Origin of the sequence: Virgisporangium ochraceum (genome assembly GCF_016863655.1) — a bacterium.
In the GTDB taxonomy this organism is placed as follows: Bacteria; Actinomycetota; Actinomycetes; order Mycobacteriales; family Micromonosporaceae; genus Virgisporangium; species Virgisporangium ochraceum.
The window spans coordinates 1-15,850 of record NZ_BOPH01000073.1 but is presented as its reverse complement, the minus strand read 5'-3'; the positions used below and the strand labels follow the sequence as shown (position 1 = coordinate 15,850).

The 15,850-nt window shown below is 72.6% G+C and carries 17 protein-coding genes and 1 pseudogene; 7 read left to right on the top strand and 11 right to left on the bottom strand.

The genetic code is table 11. The features are described 5' to 3' along the window. Nucleotides 1-14: 14 nt before the first annotated feature. Nucleotides 15-1,982 (bottom strand): alpha-1,4-glucan--maltose-1-phosphate maltosyltransferase, encoded by a 1,968-nt coding sequence (locus Voc01_RS25345; protein WP_203930042.1) that lies wholly within the window; start codon nt 1,980-1,982, stop codon nt 15-17. Nucleotides 1,983-2,094: 112 nt separating this feature from the next. Between Voc01_RS25345 and Voc01_RS25340 the strand changes: the two genes are divergently transcribed. Genes Voc01_RS25340 through Voc01_RS25325 form a run of 4 tightly spaced genes read left to right on the top strand, consistent with a single transcriptional unit; the run spans nt 2,095 to nt 5,153 of the window. Next, entirely contained in the window at nt 2,095-3,024 is a 930-nt protein-coding gene (locus Voc01_RS25340; RefSeq protein ID WP_239160476.1) for a 1-phosphofructokinase family hexose kinase, read from the top strand. 7 nt (nt 3,025-3,031) lie between these two features. Then, the gene (gene surE, locus Voc01_RS25335; RefSeq protein ID WP_203930041.1) at nt 3,032-3,832 is read left to right on the top strand and encodes a 5'/3'-nucleotidase SurE; all 801 of its coding nucleotides are present in this window, start codon (nt 3,032-3,034) and stop codon (nt 3,830-3,832) included. 55 nt (nt 3,833-3,887) lie between these two features. Beyond that, nucleotides 3,888-4,253 carry a hypothetical protein gene (locus Voc01_RS25330; RefSeq protein ID WP_203930040.1) on the top strand — a complete coding sequence of 122 codons (366 nt, stop codon included), beginning with the start codon at nt 3,888-3,890 and terminating at the stop codon, nt 4,251-4,253. Between the two features lie 15 nt (nt 4,254-4,268). Further along, complete coding sequence (locus Voc01_RS25325; protein ID WP_203930039.1) at nt 4,269-5,153, top strand: hypothetical protein; 885 nt, start codon at nt 4,269-4,271, stop codon at nt 5,151-5,153. On the opposite strand, the gene Voc01_RS25320 is transcribed toward Voc01_RS25325, so the two are convergent. The 10 genes from Voc01_RS25320 to Voc01_RS25275 form a co-directional block, all read right to left on the bottom strand. Beyond that, complete coding sequence (locus Voc01_RS25320; RefSeq protein WP_203930038.1) at nt 5,140-7,458, bottom strand: FtsX-like permease family protein; 2,319 nt, start codon at nt 7,456-7,458, stop codon at nt 5,140-5,142. The two genes, Voc01_RS25325 and Voc01_RS25320, sit on opposite strands and share 14 nt — an antisense overlap. Next, the gene (locus Voc01_RS25315; RefSeq protein WP_203930037.1) at nt 7,455-8,105 is read right to left on the bottom strand and encodes an ABC transporter ATP-binding protein; all 651 of its coding nucleotides are present in this window, start codon (nt 8,103-8,105) and stop codon (nt 7,455-7,457) included. Before Voc01_RS25315 ends, Voc01_RS25320 begins: the two co-directional genes overlap by 4 nt. After that, entirely contained in the window at nt 8,089-8,637 is a 549-nt protein-coding gene (locus Voc01_RS25310) for a PadR family transcriptional regulator (protein ID WP_203930036.1), read from the bottom strand. Before Voc01_RS25310 ends, Voc01_RS25315 begins: the two co-directional genes overlap by 17 nt. A gap of 45 nt (nt 8,638-8,682) precedes the next feature. Continuing rightward, nucleotides 8,683-9,354 (bottom strand): SanA/YdcF family protein, encoded by a 672-nt coding sequence (locus tag Voc01_RS25305; protein WP_203930035.1) that lies wholly within the window; start codon nt 9,352-9,354, stop codon nt 8,683-8,685. Continuing rightward, entirely contained in the window at nt 9,351-10,184 is an 834-nt protein-coding gene (locus tag Voc01_RS25300; RefSeq protein WP_203930034.1) for an SDR family oxidoreductase, read from the bottom strand. The genes Voc01_RS25305 and Voc01_RS25300 overlap by 4 nt, the downstream gene beginning before the upstream one ends. A 17-nt stretch (nt 10,185-10,201) precedes the next feature. Then, a complete protein-coding gene (locus Voc01_RS25295; RefSeq protein WP_203930033.1) occupies nt 10,202-10,450 on the bottom strand; it encodes a hypothetical protein in 249 nt (82 codons plus the stop codon). Nucleotides 10,451-10,549: 99 nt separating this feature from the next. After that, nucleotides 10,550-12,094: a bifunctional AfsR/SARP family transcriptional regulator/alpha/beta hydrolase gene (locus tag Voc01_RS25290; protein ID WP_203930032.1), complete on the bottom strand. Its 1,545-nt coding sequence runs from the start codon at nt 12,092-12,094 to the stop codon at nt 10,550-10,552. 4 nt (nt 12,095-12,098) lie between these two features. Further along, complete coding sequence (locus Voc01_RS25285) at nt 12,099-12,716, bottom strand: class I SAM-dependent methyltransferase (protein ID WP_203930031.1); 618 nt, start codon at nt 12,714-12,716, stop codon at nt 12,099-12,101. Then, nucleotides 12,713-13,564, bottom strand: a complete 852-nt coding sequence (locus tag Voc01_RS25280) for an alpha/beta fold hydrolase (protein ID WP_203930030.1) — start codon at nt 13,562-13,564, stop codon at nt 12,713-12,715. Before Voc01_RS25280 ends, Voc01_RS25285 begins: the two co-directional genes overlap by 4 nt. Nucleotides 13,565-13,679: 115 nt before the next feature. After that, complete coding sequence (locus Voc01_RS25275; RefSeq protein WP_203930029.1) at nt 13,680-13,889, bottom strand: hypothetical protein; 210 nt, start codon at nt 13,887-13,889, stop codon at nt 13,680-13,682. Nucleotides 13,890-14,061: 172 nt separating this feature from the next. Between Voc01_RS25275 and Voc01_RS25270 the strand changes: the two genes are divergently transcribed. The 3 genes and pseudogenes from Voc01_RS25270 to Voc01_RS25260 form a co-directional block, all read left to right on the top strand. After that, nucleotides 14,062-14,856 carry a CoA transferase subunit A gene (locus Voc01_RS25270; RefSeq protein ID WP_203930028.1) on the top strand — a complete coding sequence of 265 codons (795 nt, stop codon included), beginning with the start codon at nt 14,062-14,064 and terminating at the stop codon, nt 14,854-14,856. Continuing rightward, nucleotides 14,838-15,623, top strand: coding sequence for a CoA-transferase subunit beta (locus tag Voc01_RS25265; RefSeq protein ID WP_203930027.1), 786 nt, complete (start codon nt 14,838-14,840; stop codon nt 15,621-15,623). The genes Voc01_RS25270 and Voc01_RS25265 overlap by 19 nt, the downstream gene beginning before the upstream one ends. After that, nucleotides 15,623-15,850, top strand: a pseudogene (locus Voc01_RS25260) (hypothetical protein); the annotation flags it as partial. The gene Voc01_RS25265 and the pseudogene Voc01_RS25260, both read left to right, overlap by 1 nt.

Genomic DNA, 15,850 nt, shown 5'->3' with positions numbered 1-15,850 from the left:
TCTTGATCGATGGGTTACGCCCGGCGGTGCACGGTGAAGATGTGTGCCGGTTCCAGGTACGGATCGAGTAAGACCGCATTGTGCTGCCCCCAATCGTACGTAGCGCCGGTAAGTTGGTCCCTTACCGTGAAGCGCTCGTGCCAGTCGAAACCAAGCGCGGGCATGTCCAGGGTGGTGTTACCCCACTGCTGATGGGCGGAATCGAAGGTGCAGATCACCAGCACCGTGTTGCCGGTGTCGGGATCGCGCTTCGACCAACACAGCAGGGCCCCGTTGTCGATCTCGTGGAAGCGCAGGTTGCGCAGCCAGTGCAGGGCCGGATTCTCGCGTCGGATCTGGTTCAGCCGGGTCAGGTACGGCGCGAGCGAACGCCCGGCCTTCTCCGCGCCGGCCCAGTCGCGGGGGCGCAACTGGAACTTCTCGTTGTCGAGGTACTCCTCCGCACCGGGGCGCGGAACGTGCTCGAACAGTTCGTAACCCGCGTACATCCCCCACGACGGCGTGAGCATGCTCGCGAGGACCGCACGGATCTTGAACATCGGCGGACCGCCGTGTTGCAGGGTCTCGTGCAGGATGTCGGGCGTGTTCGGCCAGAAGTTCGGCCGCATGTGGTCACACGCCTCGACCAGCTCCTCGCAGTACTGCCGCATCTCGGATGCCGTCGTGCGCCAAGTGAAGTAGGTGTACGACTGGGTGAAACCGATCTTGCCAAGGCCGTGCATCATCGCCGGCCGGGTGAACGCCTCGGCGAGGAACAACACGTCCGGGTCGACCTTCTTCACCTGCCAGATCAACCATTCCCAGAAGTTGACCGGCTTGGTGTGCGGGTTGTCGACCCGGAAGATCTTCACGCCGAGGTTCACCCAGTGCAGCACCACCCGCAGGATCTCCGCGCGGATCCCGGCGGGATCCCGGTCGAAGTTGATCGGGTAGATGTCCTGGTACTTCTTGGGTGGGTTCTCGGCGTACGCGATCTGCCCGTCGGGCCGCACGGTGAACCACTCGGGGTGGTCGGCGACCCAGGGATGGTCGGGGGCGCACTGCAGCGCCAGGTCCATCGCGACCTCCAGGCCCACCTCAGCGGCGGCTTTGATGAAGCGCTGGAAGTCCTCCTCCGTTCCGAGCTCGGGGTGGATGGCGTCGTGACCGCCCTCGGCAGAGCCGATCGCCCACGGTGAGCCGACATCTGTCGGCCCGGCGACCAGCGTGTTGTTGCGACCCTTGCGGTTGACCCGCCCGATCGGGTGGATCGGTGGCATGTACAGGATGTCGAAGCCCATCGCCGCGACGGCGGGCAGCCGCTCGGCCGCCGTGGCGAACGTGCCGTGCCGCACCGGCGAGCCGTCGGCCGCGACCGCGGCACCCTCCGACCGGGGGAAGAACTCGTACCAGGCCGAGAAGTTCGCGAGCGTGCGGTCGACCCACAGGCCGTAGGTGGCCGACCGGGTCACGAACTCCCGCACCGGGTACTCCCACAGCAGTTCGCGCAGGGCGAGGCCGGGGGACACCCGTTCGAACAGGGCGCGGTCCTTGTCGTCGAGGACCTCGGCCGCCGCCTCCAGTTCCGGCCGCCGTTCGGCCGGGACGCCCGCGGCGGCGGCGCGCAGGATCGCGACGCCCTCGGCGAGGTCGTTCGCGAGGTCCTCGACACCTTGACCGGCATCGATCTTCTTGGTGACCGCGTTCCACCAAGTGAGATACGGATCGCTCCACGCCTCGACGGCGAACGACCAGCGACCGGTGGCATCCGGCCGGATGGCGCCGTGCCACCTGTCGGTGCCGGGCTCGCCGGCCCTCATCCGGGTGAATGGCCGGGACGCGCCGTCGGGCCCCTGCCAGACCACGTTGACGCCCAACGCGTCGTGGCCCTCCCGGTAGGAGGTCGCGGACACGGGAACGAGTTCGCCGACCACGGCCTTGGCCAGGTTGCGACCACTGGAGACCGCGGGGGTCACGTTTTCGATAGGGAATCTGCCGACCATCCCCAATCACGTTAACGGCAGCGGCCCGGATGTACACGGTGACGAAGCAAACTTGCACGAGTGTTCGCGTTAACCACGGCTTGCGACCACCTCCGCCGGGTAGACCTGAGGAATGTCAACCCCTTCCGCGATGGTGTTCGCGCCCGCTCCGCAGTTGACCGTGACGATCGAACGGTTCAGCGAGACCGACGAGTTGCACGTGCACCCGGGAGGTCAGGGAATCTGGCAGGCCCGCATGTTGAGACTGCTGGAGGTGCCGGTGACGCTGTGCGCGGCGCTCGGCGGAGAGGTCGGCACCGTACTGGAACCGGCGCTCGCCGGCGAGGACCTCACGCTGCGCCTGGTGAAACGCGAGAGCACGAGCGGGTGGTACGTGCACGACCGGCGCGAGGGCCAGCGGGAGGAGGTCGCCGCCGGTCACGGTCACCCGCTGACCCGGCACGAGGTCGACGAGCTGTACGGGCTCGCGCTCGCGGAGGGGCTGCGCGCCCGCGTCACCGTCCTCAGCGGAACGCCCGACCAGACGACGGTCCCGGCGGACCTGTACCGCAGGCTCTCCGCCGACATCCGCGCGAACGGCGGCCGGGTGGTCGCTGATCTCTCCGGTGAGCAGGTGCGGGCCGCGCTCGAGGGCGGGCTGTTCTTCCTGAAGGTGAGCCACGAGGAGGCGCTGGAGGACGGCCACGCCAAGGGCGAGAGCCGCGAGGAGATGGTGCGCGCGCTGCACTCCCTGCGCGACGCGGGTGCGGAGAACGTGGTGATCAGCCGCGCCGCGGACCCCGCGCTGGCGCTCCTCGACGGCGACGTCTACGAGATCGGACTGCCGAAGCTGGAGGCGGCCGAGACCCGCGGCGCCGGTGACTCGATGACCGCCGGGGTGGCGTCGGTGCTCGCGAAGGACGGCGACCTGGTCGACGCGGTACGCACCGGCGCCGCGGCGGGCGCGTTGAACGTCACGCGTCACGGGCTGGGCACGGGTCGGGCGGAGGCGATCGCGGAACTGATCGGCCACGTGCGGTTGGACCGCCTCGACGGGGTATAGGACCGCCATGCGCGTTCTCATCACCAACGACGACGGTGTGCGGGCGCCCGGCATCCGGCACCTGGCCCGCGCGGTCGCGGCGGCCGGGTACGACGTCGTCGTCGCGGCACCCCGGGTGGAGGCGAGCGGCAGCAGCGCCGCCCTGACCGCCGTGGCCGAGGACGGCCGGGTCGTCGTCGAGAAACACGACCTCGGGTTCGGCGTGGCGGCGTCACCGGCGTACATCGTGGTGCTGGCGAACCTCGGTGCGTTCGGCGATCCGCCGGATCTCGTGCTGTCGGGCATCAACCGGGGTGCCAACGCCGGTCACGCGGTTCTGCACTCGGGAACGGTCGGCGCGGTGCTCACGGCCGCCGCGAGCGGCCGGTCGGGCCTGGCGGTCTCGCTCGACGTGCTCACCCCGGCGATGACAAGCGCGAGCAGCGGCGGCGCGGCGATCGCCGCGCTGGACGCGATGGACGACGAGGCGCGAAACTGGTCGACCGCGGCCGACCTCGCGGTGACGCTTCTTCCGCAACTTGCAGAATCACCGGCCGGCACCGTGTTCAATCTGAACGTGCCCGACGTCGAACCCGGGAAGCTTGCGGGGGTGCGGCAAGGGTCACTGGCGTCTTTCGGACAGGTGCAAGTTGCGATCGCGGAGTCGGGTGAGGGGTTCGTGCGGACGTCGGTGGAAGAGAGCGGTGGGCGCTCCGAACCGGGTACGGACCTCGCGCTTCTGGCCGATGGTTACGCGAGCGTGACCCCCATACGAGCGGTCGGTGAGGACCCTGGACTTGTCATTGATCTCGCACGTGCAGATGCATGATCGATTTTGCGGGCCGGCTGTCGACCCGCGCACATCGTAGGTAGCCTGCCGATCTATGACCGGCAATATCGACATGCGGCGGGATGATCTCATCTCGTTGCTGGGGGGCCCTGGGCCGGCGGAGACCGCGTGCCGTCACGCACTGAACGGCAACGCGGAGTACGTGGTGTACGCGGAGAAGATGGCCGCGGAGCAACTGGCGAACTCGTACGCGCGGCGCATGCGGGCGATGGAACGGGTCGGCACACCGACCGTCGGGTTCCCGGAGGCGGTGGAGGCGCTGCGGGCGCACGCTCCGGGCGAGGTCGTGATCGGCTCGGTGACCGTGGAGAACCCGCCCGTGCACTTCCAGCTCTTCTTCACGGCCGACGCCGACCGGCTCGTGGCGTGCCTGGGGGTGGACCAGCGCCCCACCCTGTGAGGTAGAACGGTCACTATGTCGGTCACCGGGGTCGTGCAGGAACTGCTCGTGCGCTACCTCGACGTGTGGACGCCGACCGCACTGCACGCCCGCCGCGCGACGTTCGCGTACGCGTCGACCTCCTCGGCGCCGGCGCTGCCCGAGGCGGCGCTGCGGGTCTTCGCCGAGTTCGCCGACCGGATGCGGGGGCGCCGGTTGGGGTTCGTCGTGGTCACCCCCGAAGGGCTGACGGGACTGGCCGCCGCGCCGGCCGACCTGGGCGTGTTCCCGGTGGGTGGCCCGCCGGTCGAGCGCCTGCCGGTCGCGTTGAAAGCGGCCGGGTCGGCGAAGGCGCCGCTGCTCGCGTTCCTCGACCTCCCCGACGGCCCGTCGGACGACGCGCTCGCCGCTGTCACGGCGGGTAAGCCGGCCGAGCTGATGCTGGTCACCACGCCCGGGACGTGGCGCGACGTGCGCGACCACCTGAGGGCGGCGGGGTTCACGCTCACGTCCGGCGTCGAACTGGTCGACACGGACACCGAGCCGGCAGGCGGCGAAGCCGCCGTCCTCGTCGCGTTCGCCTCCTCCCAGGATCGCAGCCTCGAGGCGTTCAAGAACGCCATGTGGGCGGTGGACGAGTACGCCGGCGTCCGGTACCGCGACCCCGGCGACCCCGACGGCCACCTGCTCGACATCTCCCTCAAGCCGCATCCCGGCCCCCTGCGCCGGGAACTGCTCGCGCACCTCGCCGGTACCGGTGGCCGCACGGTCACCGAACTGCGCCGGTTCACGCTCACCGACACCGTGTACCGCAGCGGCGACACCAACGCCGCGATCACCTCGCTGCTCACCGCCGGCGCGGTGACCCGCGAGCCGGAGACCGGTCGGCTCGCGGGCGACGTCGTCGTCAGGGCCGTCTGAGGCTTTCGGCCGTGACCCGCTGGGTGACGTACGCGGGGACCGTGGTCAGCACGAGCCCGGTGAGCAGGGCGGCACCGGCGAGCCAGAGCACCGGGGCGACCCGGTCGACCACGAACCCCGCGTCCACCTTCAGCAGCGCCGCGAACCCGAACGCGATCACGAGCGTCGCCGCCGACGCGGTGACGAGCCCGAGCGCCAACGGCAGCGCGCCGGAGCCGGCCTCGCCGGCGGCCACGACCGCCGGCCGGGTGCCGACCACGATCAGGGTCGCGTTGTCGCGGCGGCGCTCGATGGTGCGGTCGACCGCGGCGGCGGCGAACGACCCGACGCCGAGCACGAACGTCACGATCAGCCCGCACACGAGGAACAGCACCATGAAGTTCGTGTCGACGCCCCGGTACCCGCCGAGGTCGCCACCCAGGTACGTGGCCGGCGCCCGCGCGGAGACGACCCGGGCGGCCCGCTCGACGGCCGCGCGGTCGGCGGCGACGACGTCGAACGACAGCGTCTCCGGTTCGAACCCGGCCACCGCCGGGACCTGACGGGTGACGAACACCGGCGCGCTGATGCCGACGTTGAAGCGGGGCGTGGCGGTGAGCGTGGCCGCGGGCGTCGGCAGGAGCGTGCCGTCGGCGAGCCGGAGGTCACCGGCGCGGTCCGGCTCGCGGCCGCCCGGGCCGTAGCTGAACTCCATCCAGTAGACCTGACCGTCCACACAGGACTGACCGGCGGCGAGGCGGTACATGGCCAGCAGCTCGGCGCAGTCGCCCAGCACGCCGTTGGCCTCGGCGCCACCGACCGTCAACGGCACCGGCGGCAGCGCGACGATCGTCGTGCCCGGCGTGGCGCGCAGGTCGGCCATCAGCGTCGGGGTGGGGTTGGGCACCTGGAGCAGCACGTCGGAGGTCTGTTCCGCGCGGCCGAGCAGGTCCTGGTCGGACGCGACGAGCGCGATGCCGAGCGAACCGAGGCCCGCCACGTAGATCGCCACCGTCAGGGAGGCGACCAGCCGGGGCGCCACGCCGGGGCTGTGCCGCACGCGGGCGGCGGCCAGGCCGAGCCAGACCGGCGTGACCGGCAGCCGCTGGACGAGCCCGGCGACCGCGTAGCTGAGCACCGGCAGGGCCAGCGCCAGGCCGAGCCCGGTGACCAGCACCGAGCCGAGCATCAGCCAGCCCCGCGCGTCGGTCGGCAACGCACCGCCGCGGCCGGCCGCGGTGGCCCCGGCCAGTCCGCCGACCAGCGGCAGCAGCCGCCACGGCGACGGCCGCGACGCCGGCGCCCCACGCCGGACCCCGAGCGGGTCGAGCCGGGCCGACCGGCCCGCGAGCACCCCCACGGCGACCGCGAACGCGACGGTCACGCCGACGACGAGGGCCATCCCGCCCGGCGCCACCGACGCGTCGGACGCGAACCACTGCAGCCGCCCGATCGGCCAGCCCGTGCTCAGCGGCGCCAGCACGCTGAACAGCACCGCGCCGAGCAGCGCGCCGGCGCCGGCGACCACCCCCGTCTCGACCACGTTGACCACCGCCGCCTGCCGGGTCGACACGCCCAGCAGGCGCAGGCTGGCGATCCGCCGGTCGCGCGTGGTCGCCGACAGCCGGGCGCAGGTCGCGAGGAACACGCCAAAAGGCACCAGCACGAACAGCGTGAACGCGCCGGCCGCGTACCGCCCCGGGGTGAAGACGTCGGGGTCGGTCATCTCGTCGCCGCGGCCGTACCGCAGCGCGCCGCCGAACCCCTCCAGCGCACGCTGCTCGTCGAGCCCGGGGTTGTCGGCGGCGACGCCGACGTACGCGCGGAGCTCGTTCGGCGCGATCAGCCCGGCCCGGCCGATGGTGCCGACGATGGGCTGCGGGAACCGTTCGCGCGCCCGCGCGTCGGTGCGGATCAGCTCGGCGAGCGCGGGCGAGACGACGATCTCGCCCGGTGCCGGGAACCGGGCCAGCCCGGGCGGCAGCTCGGTGGCCGGGGTGGCGCCGCCGATCGCGATGCGGCGCAGCGGCAGGTGACCGATGGCGTCGTCGATCTCGATCAGCCGGGTGGCGCCGGCGGTCACGGGCCGGTCGGTGTACCGGGACCCGCCGTCGGTGTCCGTGCTGTACCCGGAGTCGTCGGCGGCGTAGACGGGTGAGCGGTCGCGGGCCCGCTCGTCCTGCGCCCGGGTGACCGACACCGCGGCGAGGCAGGCGAGCACGAGCAGCACCCCGAGCGCGGCACCCGAGGACATGAGACCGGCGCGCAGCAGCCCGCCCCGCCCGGACCCGACCGACATCCGCAGCCCGAGCAGCACCAGCCTCATACGAGCACCCCGTCGCGCAGGTACAACGTGCGGTCGGCGTACGACGCGACCCGCGCCTCGTGGGTCACGAGCAGCACGGTGGTGGAGCGGCGGCGGGCCAGCTCGGTGAACGAGTCGAGCACGGTCTCGCCGGAGGCGCTGTCGAGCGCGCCGGTGGGCTCGTCGGCGAAGATCACCGTCGGCTGGTGGACCAGCGACCGGGCCACCGCCGCGCGCTGCGCCTGGCCGCCGGACACCTGGCCGGGCCTGCGGTCGGCCACGTCGTCGATCTCCAGCTCGGCGAGCAGGCTCCGCGCCCGGTCGCGCGCCTCGGCCCGCGGGACCTTGAGCAGCCGCAACGGCAGCTCGACGTTCTCCCGCAGCGACAGCTCGGGCACCAGGTCGCCGAACTGCAGCACGAACCCGAACGACCGCAGCCGCAGCCGGCTGCGCGCGCCGTCGGGCAGCGTGTCGATGCGCTGCTGACCGAGGTGGATGCGGCCCTGGTCGGGCCGGAGGATGCCGGCGAGCACGTGCAGCAGCGTCGACTTGCCTGACCCCGACGGTCCCATCACCGCGACCACCTCGCCGGGCGCGACGCCGATGCTGGTGCCGGCCAGCGCGAGCGTCTGCCCGAAGCGGACCACCAGGTCATGCGCTGTGATCATGGTCCGTCTCCTTGATGTGGGCGGCGAGCCGGTCCAACCGGGCCTCCGCGCCGTCGATCCACTTCAGATCGGCGTCGAGGTGGTACATCTCGAAGTCGGCGTCGAGCTGGGCCATCAGGTCGCCGCGCTGGCGGGCCACCCGCATCTCGCGCAGCCGCCGGTGGTGGGCCTGGCGCTGGGCGTCGAGCAGCGCGCGGGCCGGGCGTCCGCTGTGGAGGGCGAGCACGACCTTGGCGAAGAGCGCCCGGCGGGTGGCCGACACCTCGGGCACCTCGGGCTCCTGCAGCCACCGGTCGAGCTCGTACACGCCGGCCCCGGTGATCGCGTACAACCGCCGGTCGGGCCCCTCACCGGCGGCGACGCCGGCCAGGTCGGCGAGGCCGTCGCGCTGGAGGCGCTGCAGCGTGGAGTAGACCTGCGCCGACTTCAGCGGGCGGGCGGCGCCGAACCAGACGTCGTAGCGCTGGCGCAGCGTGTAGCCGTGCTGGGCGCCGGGTTCGAGCAACCCGAGCAGCGTTCGGGATACGGACATGCCGGAGAGGCTAGCAACCGGGTTGCTACCGTAGCAACTTGGTTGCTACGCCCGGACCGCCTCGTCGACGGTCGTCTCGCGCCTGCCGAGGAAGACCGGGTCACGGCCGCTGACCAGGTCGACCACGGCCTTGACGCACGCGCCGTGCTCGCGGTTCGAGCTGATCAGCCACGGCCTGCGGAACTGCTTGACGCTCTCGTCGCCGACGCCGTAGGTGTCGACGCCGACGCGGCGGCACAGGGTCACGGCGCGGGGGAGGTGGTACGTCTGGGTCACCACGATCGCCTTGCGCACCCCGAACACCTTCACCGCGCGCACGCAGGAGTCGTAGGTGTCGAAGCCGGCGTGGTCCATCGCGATCTTGGTGCGGGGCACGCCGTGGTCGCTGAGCCAGCGCAGCATCGCGCCGGGCTCGTCGTAGCGCCACGCGCGGTGGTCGCCGGAGACCAGGATCGCCTTCACCTTGCCGGTCTCCAGCAACCGCTGCGCGATCGCGAGCCGGGCCTCGAGAAACGGCGAGGGGACGCCGGTGCTGTACACCTGGGCCCCCAGCACCAGGGCGACCGGCGCCTCGGGCACGTCACCCTCGCCGAAGATGTAGGCGTCGGTGCCCGACCGCAGCCAGGCCACGCTCGCACCGGTGAGGGCGACGGCGGCCAGCGCGCCGGCGATCGACAGGCGCACGGCCCGCAGAAGCCAGACGCGCAGTGTGGTCACCCCGACAGGGTGGCAGCGAGCGTCAAGGCGGGCCGGCCGAGGAGCCGGGGGACCGCGTCGCTCACCGCGGCCAGCTCACCCGACGCGATCGCCGTGTACGTGCTGACCCACGCGTCGACCTGCCAGGGCGGCGCGCCGTACACCGCCCGCGACGCGTACGCCTCCTCGATCGTCTCCGGCACGTAGCGCACCTTCCGGCCGGACGCGGTGATGATCTCCGCGACCTCGTGCAGGGTGAGCGGCACCGGGCCGGTGAGGTCGTAGGTCGCGCCGGCGTGTGGCGCCGGGTTCCTGAGCACCTCCGCGGCCACCGCGGCGATGTCGTCCATCGCGACCGCCGCCACCCGACCGTCGCCGGCCGGGCCGCGGATCACGCCCTGCTCGTCGGCCATCAGCGGGAAGAAGTCGGCGTAGAGGTTGTCGCGCAGGAACGTGAACGCCAGGCCGCTGGCCCGGATGTGCTCCTCGGTGGCGTGGTGGTCGCGGGCGAGCGTGAACGTCGCGGTCGGCGACGCGCCGTAGAACGAGGTGTAGACCAGGTGCGAGACGCCCGCGGCGGCGGCCGCGTCGACGAAGGAGCGGTGCTGGGCGACCCGCTCGGGATGCTCGGCGCCGGACACCATGAACACCGTCTCGACCCCGGTGAGCGCGGCCCGCACCGCGGCGCCGTCGTCGTAGGTGGCGACAGCGGTCTCGCAGCCGGCGAGGGCCGGCGCCCGTGCGGCGTCGCGGACGACCAGCCGCCGCGGGACGCCGTCGAGGAGCCGGACCACGCGGCCACCCAGCCGGCCTGTCGATCCGGTGATGGCGAGCGTCGGCGCACTGGTCATGCGCCGACCCTACGACGTCAGTGGTTGCGCTGGCGGTAGGTCTCGGCGGCGGCGTCGAGGCGCATCCGGGTGCGCGTGCCGGGCCCGACGGCCCGCTTCGCCTTCTGGTACAGGTACGCGCCGCCGGCGGCGACCGCGATGCCGACGAGCAGGTACACCAGGACGCCCATCAGCGCCTGGAACAACCAGATGGCCAGCGCCCCGAGCGCGACCAGGCCGGCGATCGGCAGCACCAGCCAGGCGATGAGCTTTACGGCGTTCCCCATCGGGATCCCCCTTCACTGCGCGGACGCCCCTGCTGGCCCGCCCGCGGGTTCCAGAGTCCCGCGTGGGCGCAACCCCTGCCATCGGGGAAGCCCCGGATATCAGCTGTGGAGAAACTCAGCGATCTCGTCGACGACGCGGCCCAGGTCACGGGCGTCGGGCAGGTGGAACCGGCCCTCCAGGGGCACCAGCACGGCGTCGGGCAGGCTGCGGGCCAGCTGCCGGCCGCCCTCGAACGGCACCAGCCGGTCACCCCGGTAGTGCACCACGAGCGACGGCGCGACCACCGACGGCAGCAGGTCGGTGACGTCGACGTCGTAGACCGCCTCCAGGTAGCCGGCGGCGACGTCGCGGTCGGCCGAGTCGCGCAGCACCATGCCGAGGTGGTGCGCGGCCTCCTCGGTGGCCTCGGGCCGGTACAGCCCCGCGAACAGCGTCGACCCCAGGCCCCAGTGGCTGCGGACCATCGCCACCAGGGCCGCGTTGAGATCGGGACGGGTGAACACCGCCGTGCCGTCGGCGTAGGTGCCGAGGAACACCAGCCGGCGCACCAGGTCGGGCCGGCGGGCCGCGAGCGCGATCGCCACCGGTCCCGCCTGCGACATCGCGAGCAGGCCGACCGGCGTACCCAGATGGCACACCACCGCCTCGAGTTCGTCGACGGTGGCGTCGAACCCGAAGTCGGTGACGGGGCCGCGGGACAGGCCGGTGCCGTGCCGGTCGTACAGGGTCACGGCGCACCGCCCGACCAGCTCCTGCAGCAGCGACGACCGCGGGTCGCGCCCGGACGCGATCACCTCGATGCTCGACACCCACCCCGGCAGCGCCACCAGCGGCGGTCCCGCTCCGAGCGTCGCGACGGCGATCCGCGGACCTCGGGGAACGGTCACGTAGCGGGCCCGCAGCGCGCTCAGCGCCGGCGGTGCCGGTGCTCCGAGGTCGTGGCGGAGGATCTCCACCTGGAGACGCGCGATGCCGGCCGCCGGGGTGAGGCCCAGCTCGTCGCCGAGCCGCTTCTCGTACTCGGCGTAGGTGCGCAGTGCGTCGGCGTGCCGGCCGGTGGCGTAGAGGACCCGCATGAGCGTCTCCCGGGCCCGCTCGCGCAGCGGGTGCTCGCCGACGAACGCCTCCAGCGCCGGCAGCGCCTCCTCGGCCCGGCCGGCGTCGAGCAGGTGGCGGTGGAGGTCCTCCACGGCGTGCAGGCGCGCCTCGTCCAACCGGATCGCCTCGAACCGGGCGACCGGACCGTCGGCGAAGCCGGCGTACGCGCGTCCCCGCCACAGCGACAGCGCCGACGCGACCAGCTCGGCGGCGCGGGCGGCCTCGACCCCGGCGGCGGCCGCGAGCAGCGCGGTGAACCGGTTCGCGTCGAGGTCGTCGCCGACCTCCAGCAGGTAGCCGGGCGGCCTGGTGCGCAGCGCGGCCCGGGGCAGCGCCCGCCGCAGCCGCGAGACCTGGTTCTGCAGCGCCGCCGCGGGGTCCGCCGGCTGCCGGTCGGGCCACATCAGGGTGGTCAGCTCGTCGACGGACACCACCGTGCCCGCGCGGGCGAGCAGGCTAGCGAGCAGCGCGCGTTGCCGCTCGCCGAGCGGCACCGGTGCGCCGTCGGGACCCTCGGCCTCGACGGCGCCCAGCACCCGGAACATCGCATCAGCGTACGGCCCACCCGGCGATCTGCGGATTGATCGGCAGCAGCACCGAACGGACCCGGTACCGCTCGACGGTCAGGTCGGCGAACCCGGCCTTGTGGAGCGCCTCGGCGGTGTCCCGGTGCACGTCGCAGCCCTCGAACAGCCAGCGCCACGGCCGTTCGACGGCCTTCTGGACCGCGCCGTACCAGCCGTCGACGCGCACGTGTTCGAGGAACACCAGCCGGCCGCCGGGACGCAGCACGCGCGCGATCTCGGCGAGCGTCGCGGCCTGGTCGGGCACCGTGCACAGCACCAGCGTGCTCACCACGACGTCGGTGCTGGCGTCGGCGAGGCCGGTGCGCTCGGCGCTCTCCGCGCGGAGCTCCAGGGTGACGCCGTGCCGGCGGGCCGCCCGTCTCAGCCTTGTGTGCATGTGCGGGTTGGGTTCGATCGCGACCACCGTGGTTCCCGGGCGGTAGTAGCGGAAGTTGGTACCGGTGCCCGGCCCGATCTCGACGACGGTGTCGGGAAGGGCGGCGAACAGCGTGCGTTTGCGCTGGCCGGACAGGAAGTGGTCGTAGCCGCGGGCGGCGGCGAGGATTGCCGCGTTGAGCCGGCCGCGCACCGGGTTGTTCATGCCAGCTCCTTCAGGAACGTCTCGATGAGGTGCGCGGTCTCGGCGGCGCGGGTGACCTGCGGCGTGTGGCCGGCGCCGGGCAGCACCTCGTACGGGGCGTCGAGGAGGGCGGCGAGGGCGGCGCTCCACGCGGTCGGGTTGATCGCGTCCCGGTCGCCGTGGACGATCAGGGCCGGGCACCGCGGCGGCCGGCCGGTCAGGGCCTTCCGTGACCGCGCGGCGACGGTGGCCGCGAGCACCTCGGGGGTGGTGCCCAGCCCGTCGAGCAGGGCGGCGGCGCGTTGTTCGCCGTCCGCCTCCGCGCCGAGGGCGGTTTCGGTGAACCAGCGGACGAAGCCGGGGAAGTCGGTGCGCCAGGCCCCGCGGTTGTAACGGCTCCAGCCGCCGGTGCCGGCCGGCTCGCCGTCGAACGTGGCAATCGCGGTCTGCAGCGGGGTCGGCTCGCCGCCGGCGACGTCGATGGTCGGTGCGATGAGCACGAGACCGGCGACCCGGTCGGGGTGCAGGACGGCGGTGAGGTAGGCGACGAGCCCACCGAAGGAGTGGCCCACCAGGACCGCGCGCCCGGTGCCGGTGGCGTCGAGCACGGCCACGGCGTCGGCGACCAGTTCGGGGAGGGCGTAGGCCGCGGGGTCGGTCGGGCGGTCGGAGCCGCCGCTGCCGCGGGCGTCGTGGAGGATCAGGGGATGCCGGTCGGCGAGGTGCTCGACCTGGGCGGCCCAGAGCCGCCTGGTGGTGATCATCCAGGCCGGTAGGAGGGCCAGGGGAGTGCCTTCGGCGGCGCCGGTGCGCTCATAGGCGATGCGGACGCCGTGCCGTTCCAGGTTTGCTCGTTGTGGGGTTGCCATGCGCGCAAGGCTGGCGCGGGGCGCTGTCGCCGCGCCCCCGGCGCGCTGTCATCGGGCTACCGGACTGTCGCGCCGCCCCGCGCCGGTGCGCGGCACGGGGGCGGCGCGACCGGACTCACTGCGACGGTTCGGGGACGTCGCAGTCGACCTTCGGGTTGGCGCCGACGTAGTTCAGCGGCCCGGCCACGATGGTGACGGCGACCGTACCCACCTCGGCGCAGCTCGTCGCCTCGTCGTCGGCGAAGTACCCACGCTGCCCGGCGGCGATCGCGCCGATGATCAGCCAAATCAGAACGATCACGCCGCCTATCGATCCCGCACGCATTGCAAGCTCCTGTCACGTAGTAGATCCGGGGGTGTTGGGGCGGCAGGTTGATACCCGAGAGACGTTGCGCGCTAAACGGCACGTTGACAGCCCCGACGCGATCGCCGTAGGTTCGCCTTGCGTACTACCGTTCGGGATACGCACAACTGGCGCCGGAGGCAGACAGGCCGCGATGGGTGAGGTCACCACGCTCGAACACGCCGTCGCGACGCTCGTCACCGACGGCGCGACCGTCGCGCTCGAGGGTTTCACGCACCTGATCCCGGTAGCCGCCGGTCACGAGATCATCCGGCAGGGCCGGCGCGACCTCACGCTGATCCGCATGACCCCCGACATCGTCTACGACCAGCTCATCGGCGCGGGCTGCGCACGCAAGCTCGTGTTCTCCTGGGCCGGCAACCCGGGGGTCGGTTCGCTGCACCGGTTCCGCGACGCCGTCCAGCGCGGCTGGCCGGTGCCCCTGGAGATCGAGGAGCACAGCCACGCCGGCATGGCCAACAGGTTCGCCGCCGGTGCGGCCGGCCTGCCGTTCGCTGTGCTCCGCGGCTACAAGGGGACCGATCTGGAGCGGCACACCGGCACCATCAGGCCGATCACCTGCCCGTTCACCGGCGAGGTGCTCACCGCCGTTCCCGCGGTCAACCCCGACGTCGGGATCATCCACGCCCAGCGCGCCGACCCGGCCGGAAACGTGCAGATGTGGGGCATCACGGGGGTGCAGAAGGAGGTCGTTCTCGCGTCGAGGGCCTCCCTGGTGACGGTCGAGGAGATCGTGCCGGAACTGACCCCGCTGCCCGGTGCCGTGACCCTGCCCTCGTGGATCACCACGTACGTGGCCGCCGTGCCCCGCGGGGCGCACCCGAGCTACGCGCTGGGCTACTACGAGCGCGACAACGCCTACTACCAGGAGTGGGACGCGATCAGCCGCGACCGCGACGCTTTCACGGAATGGCTGAAGACGCTGTGACCTCCCTCCAGCCCTCGTCGTCTCCCGCGTGGACCTCGGCCGAGATGATGACGATCGAGGCCGCGCGGGCGTTGCGGAACGGCGCCCGGTGCTTCGTCGGCATCGGCCGCCCGAGCGCGGCGGCCAACCTCGCCCGCCGCACCTCGGCGCCCGACCTGGTGCTCATCTACGAGTCGGGCACGATCGGCGCCAAGCCCGACAGGCTGCCGCTGTCGATCGGCGACGGCATCCTCGCCGAGACGGCCGACTCGGTGGTATCGGTACCGGAGATCTTCAACTACTGGTTGCAGCCCGGCCGCATCGACATCGGGTTCCTCGGCGCCGCGCAGATCGACCGGTTCGCCAACATCAACACCACGGTGATCGGTGACTACGCCGACCCGTCGGTACGGCTGCCCGGTGCCGGCGGCGCACCGGAGATCGCCGCGTCGTGCCGCGAGGTGATCGTGGTGGTGCAGCAGTCGCTGCGGACGTTCGTGGAGCGGCTCGACTTCATCACCTCCGTGGGGTACGGCGACGGCCCGGGTACCCGGGAACGGTTGGGGCTCACCGGACGCGGACCGGTGCGGGTGATCACCGACCTCGGCGTCCTGGAGCCGGACCCATCCTCGTGCGAGCTGACGCTCACGCGCATCCACCCGGGGGTGGATCCCGAGATCGCTCTGAAGAGGACTGGCTGGCCGCTCCGGGTCGCCGCAGACTTGGGGACCACCGAACCGCCGAGCGACACCGAACTGGCCGTTCTCCGGGAGTTGGAGGCAACCTGATGCAGGATCACGGGGTGCAGGAGTACCGGATACAGGGGTACCGGCGCGACGACGGAACCGTTCATCCGCCGCTGCTGTGGCCGGGATACAAGTCGACGGTGCTGCGCGCGCCGGCGCAGCCGCTGGTGCTGCTGCCGCACTCGCTGACGGAGATCACCGGCCCGGTGCTCGGCGAGGGCCGCGTCACCGAGGCCGACGCCGACCTCACCCGCCACTGGAGCGGCGGG

What these genes read in the sequence shown, in the direction of transcription:
- Voc01_RS25345 (WP_203930042.1), bottom strand. Translation starts at nt 1,982, where the DNA reads ATGGTCGGCAGATTCCCTATCGAAAACGTGACCCCCGCGGTCTCCAGT.
- Voc01_RS25340 (WP_239160476.1), top strand. Translation starts at nt 2,095, where the DNA reads ATGTCAACCCCTTCCGCGATGGTGTTCGCGCCCGCTCCGCAGTTGACC.
- surE (WP_203930041.1), top strand. Translation starts at nt 3,032, where the DNA reads ATGCGCGTTCTCATCACCAACGACGACGGTGTGCGGGCGCCCGGCATC.
- Voc01_RS25330 (WP_203930040.1), top strand. Translation starts at nt 3,888, where the DNA reads ATGACCGGCAATATCGACATGCGGCGGGATGATCTCATCTCGTTGCTG.
- Voc01_RS25325 (WP_203930039.1), top strand. Translation starts at nt 4,269, where the DNA reads ATGTCGGTCACCGGGGTCGTGCAGGAACTGCTCGTGCGCTACCTCGAC.
- Voc01_RS25320 (WP_203930038.1), bottom strand. Translation starts at nt 7,458, where the DNA reads ATGAGGCTGGTGCTGCTCGGGCTGCGGATGTCGGTCGGGTCCGGGCGG.
- Voc01_RS25315 (WP_203930037.1), bottom strand. Translation starts at nt 8,105, where the DNA reads ATGATCACAGCGCATGACCTGGTGGTCCGCTTCGGGCAGACGCTCGCG.
- Voc01_RS25310 (WP_203930036.1), bottom strand. Translation starts at nt 8,637, where the DNA reads ATGTCCGTATCCCGAACGCTGCTCGGGTTGCTCGAACCCGGCGCCCAG.
- Voc01_RS25300 (WP_203930034.1), bottom strand. Translation starts at nt 10,184, where the DNA reads ATGACCAGTGCGCCGACGCTCGCCATCACCGGATCGACAGGCCGGCTG.
- Voc01_RS25295 (WP_203930033.1), bottom strand. Translation starts at nt 10,450, where the DNA reads ATGGGGAACGCCGTAAAGCTCATCGCCTGGCTGGTGCTGCCGATCGCC.
- Voc01_RS25290 (WP_203930032.1), bottom strand. Translation starts at nt 12,094, where the DNA reads ATGTTCCGGGTGCTGGGCGCCGTCGAGGCCGAGGGTCCCGACGGCGCA.
- Voc01_RS25285 (WP_203930031.1), bottom strand. Translation starts at nt 12,716, where the DNA reads ATGAACAACCCGGTGCGCGGCCGGCTCAACGCGGCAATCCTCGCCGCC.
- Voc01_RS25280 (WP_203930030.1), bottom strand. Translation starts at nt 13,564, where the DNA reads ATGGCAACCCCACAACGAGCAAACCTGGAACGGCACGGCGTCCGCATC.
- Voc01_RS25275 (WP_203930029.1), bottom strand. Translation starts at nt 13,889, where the DNA reads ATGCGTGCGGGATCGATAGGCGGCGTGATCGTTCTGATTTGGCTGATC.
- Voc01_RS25270 (WP_203930028.1), top strand. Translation starts at nt 14,062, where the DNA reads ATGGGTGAGGTCACCACGCTCGAACACGCCGTCGCGACGCTCGTCACC.
- Voc01_RS25265 (WP_203930027.1), top strand. Translation starts at nt 14,838, where the DNA reads ATGGCTGAAGACGCTGTGACCTCCCTCCAGCCCTCGTCGTCTCCCGCG.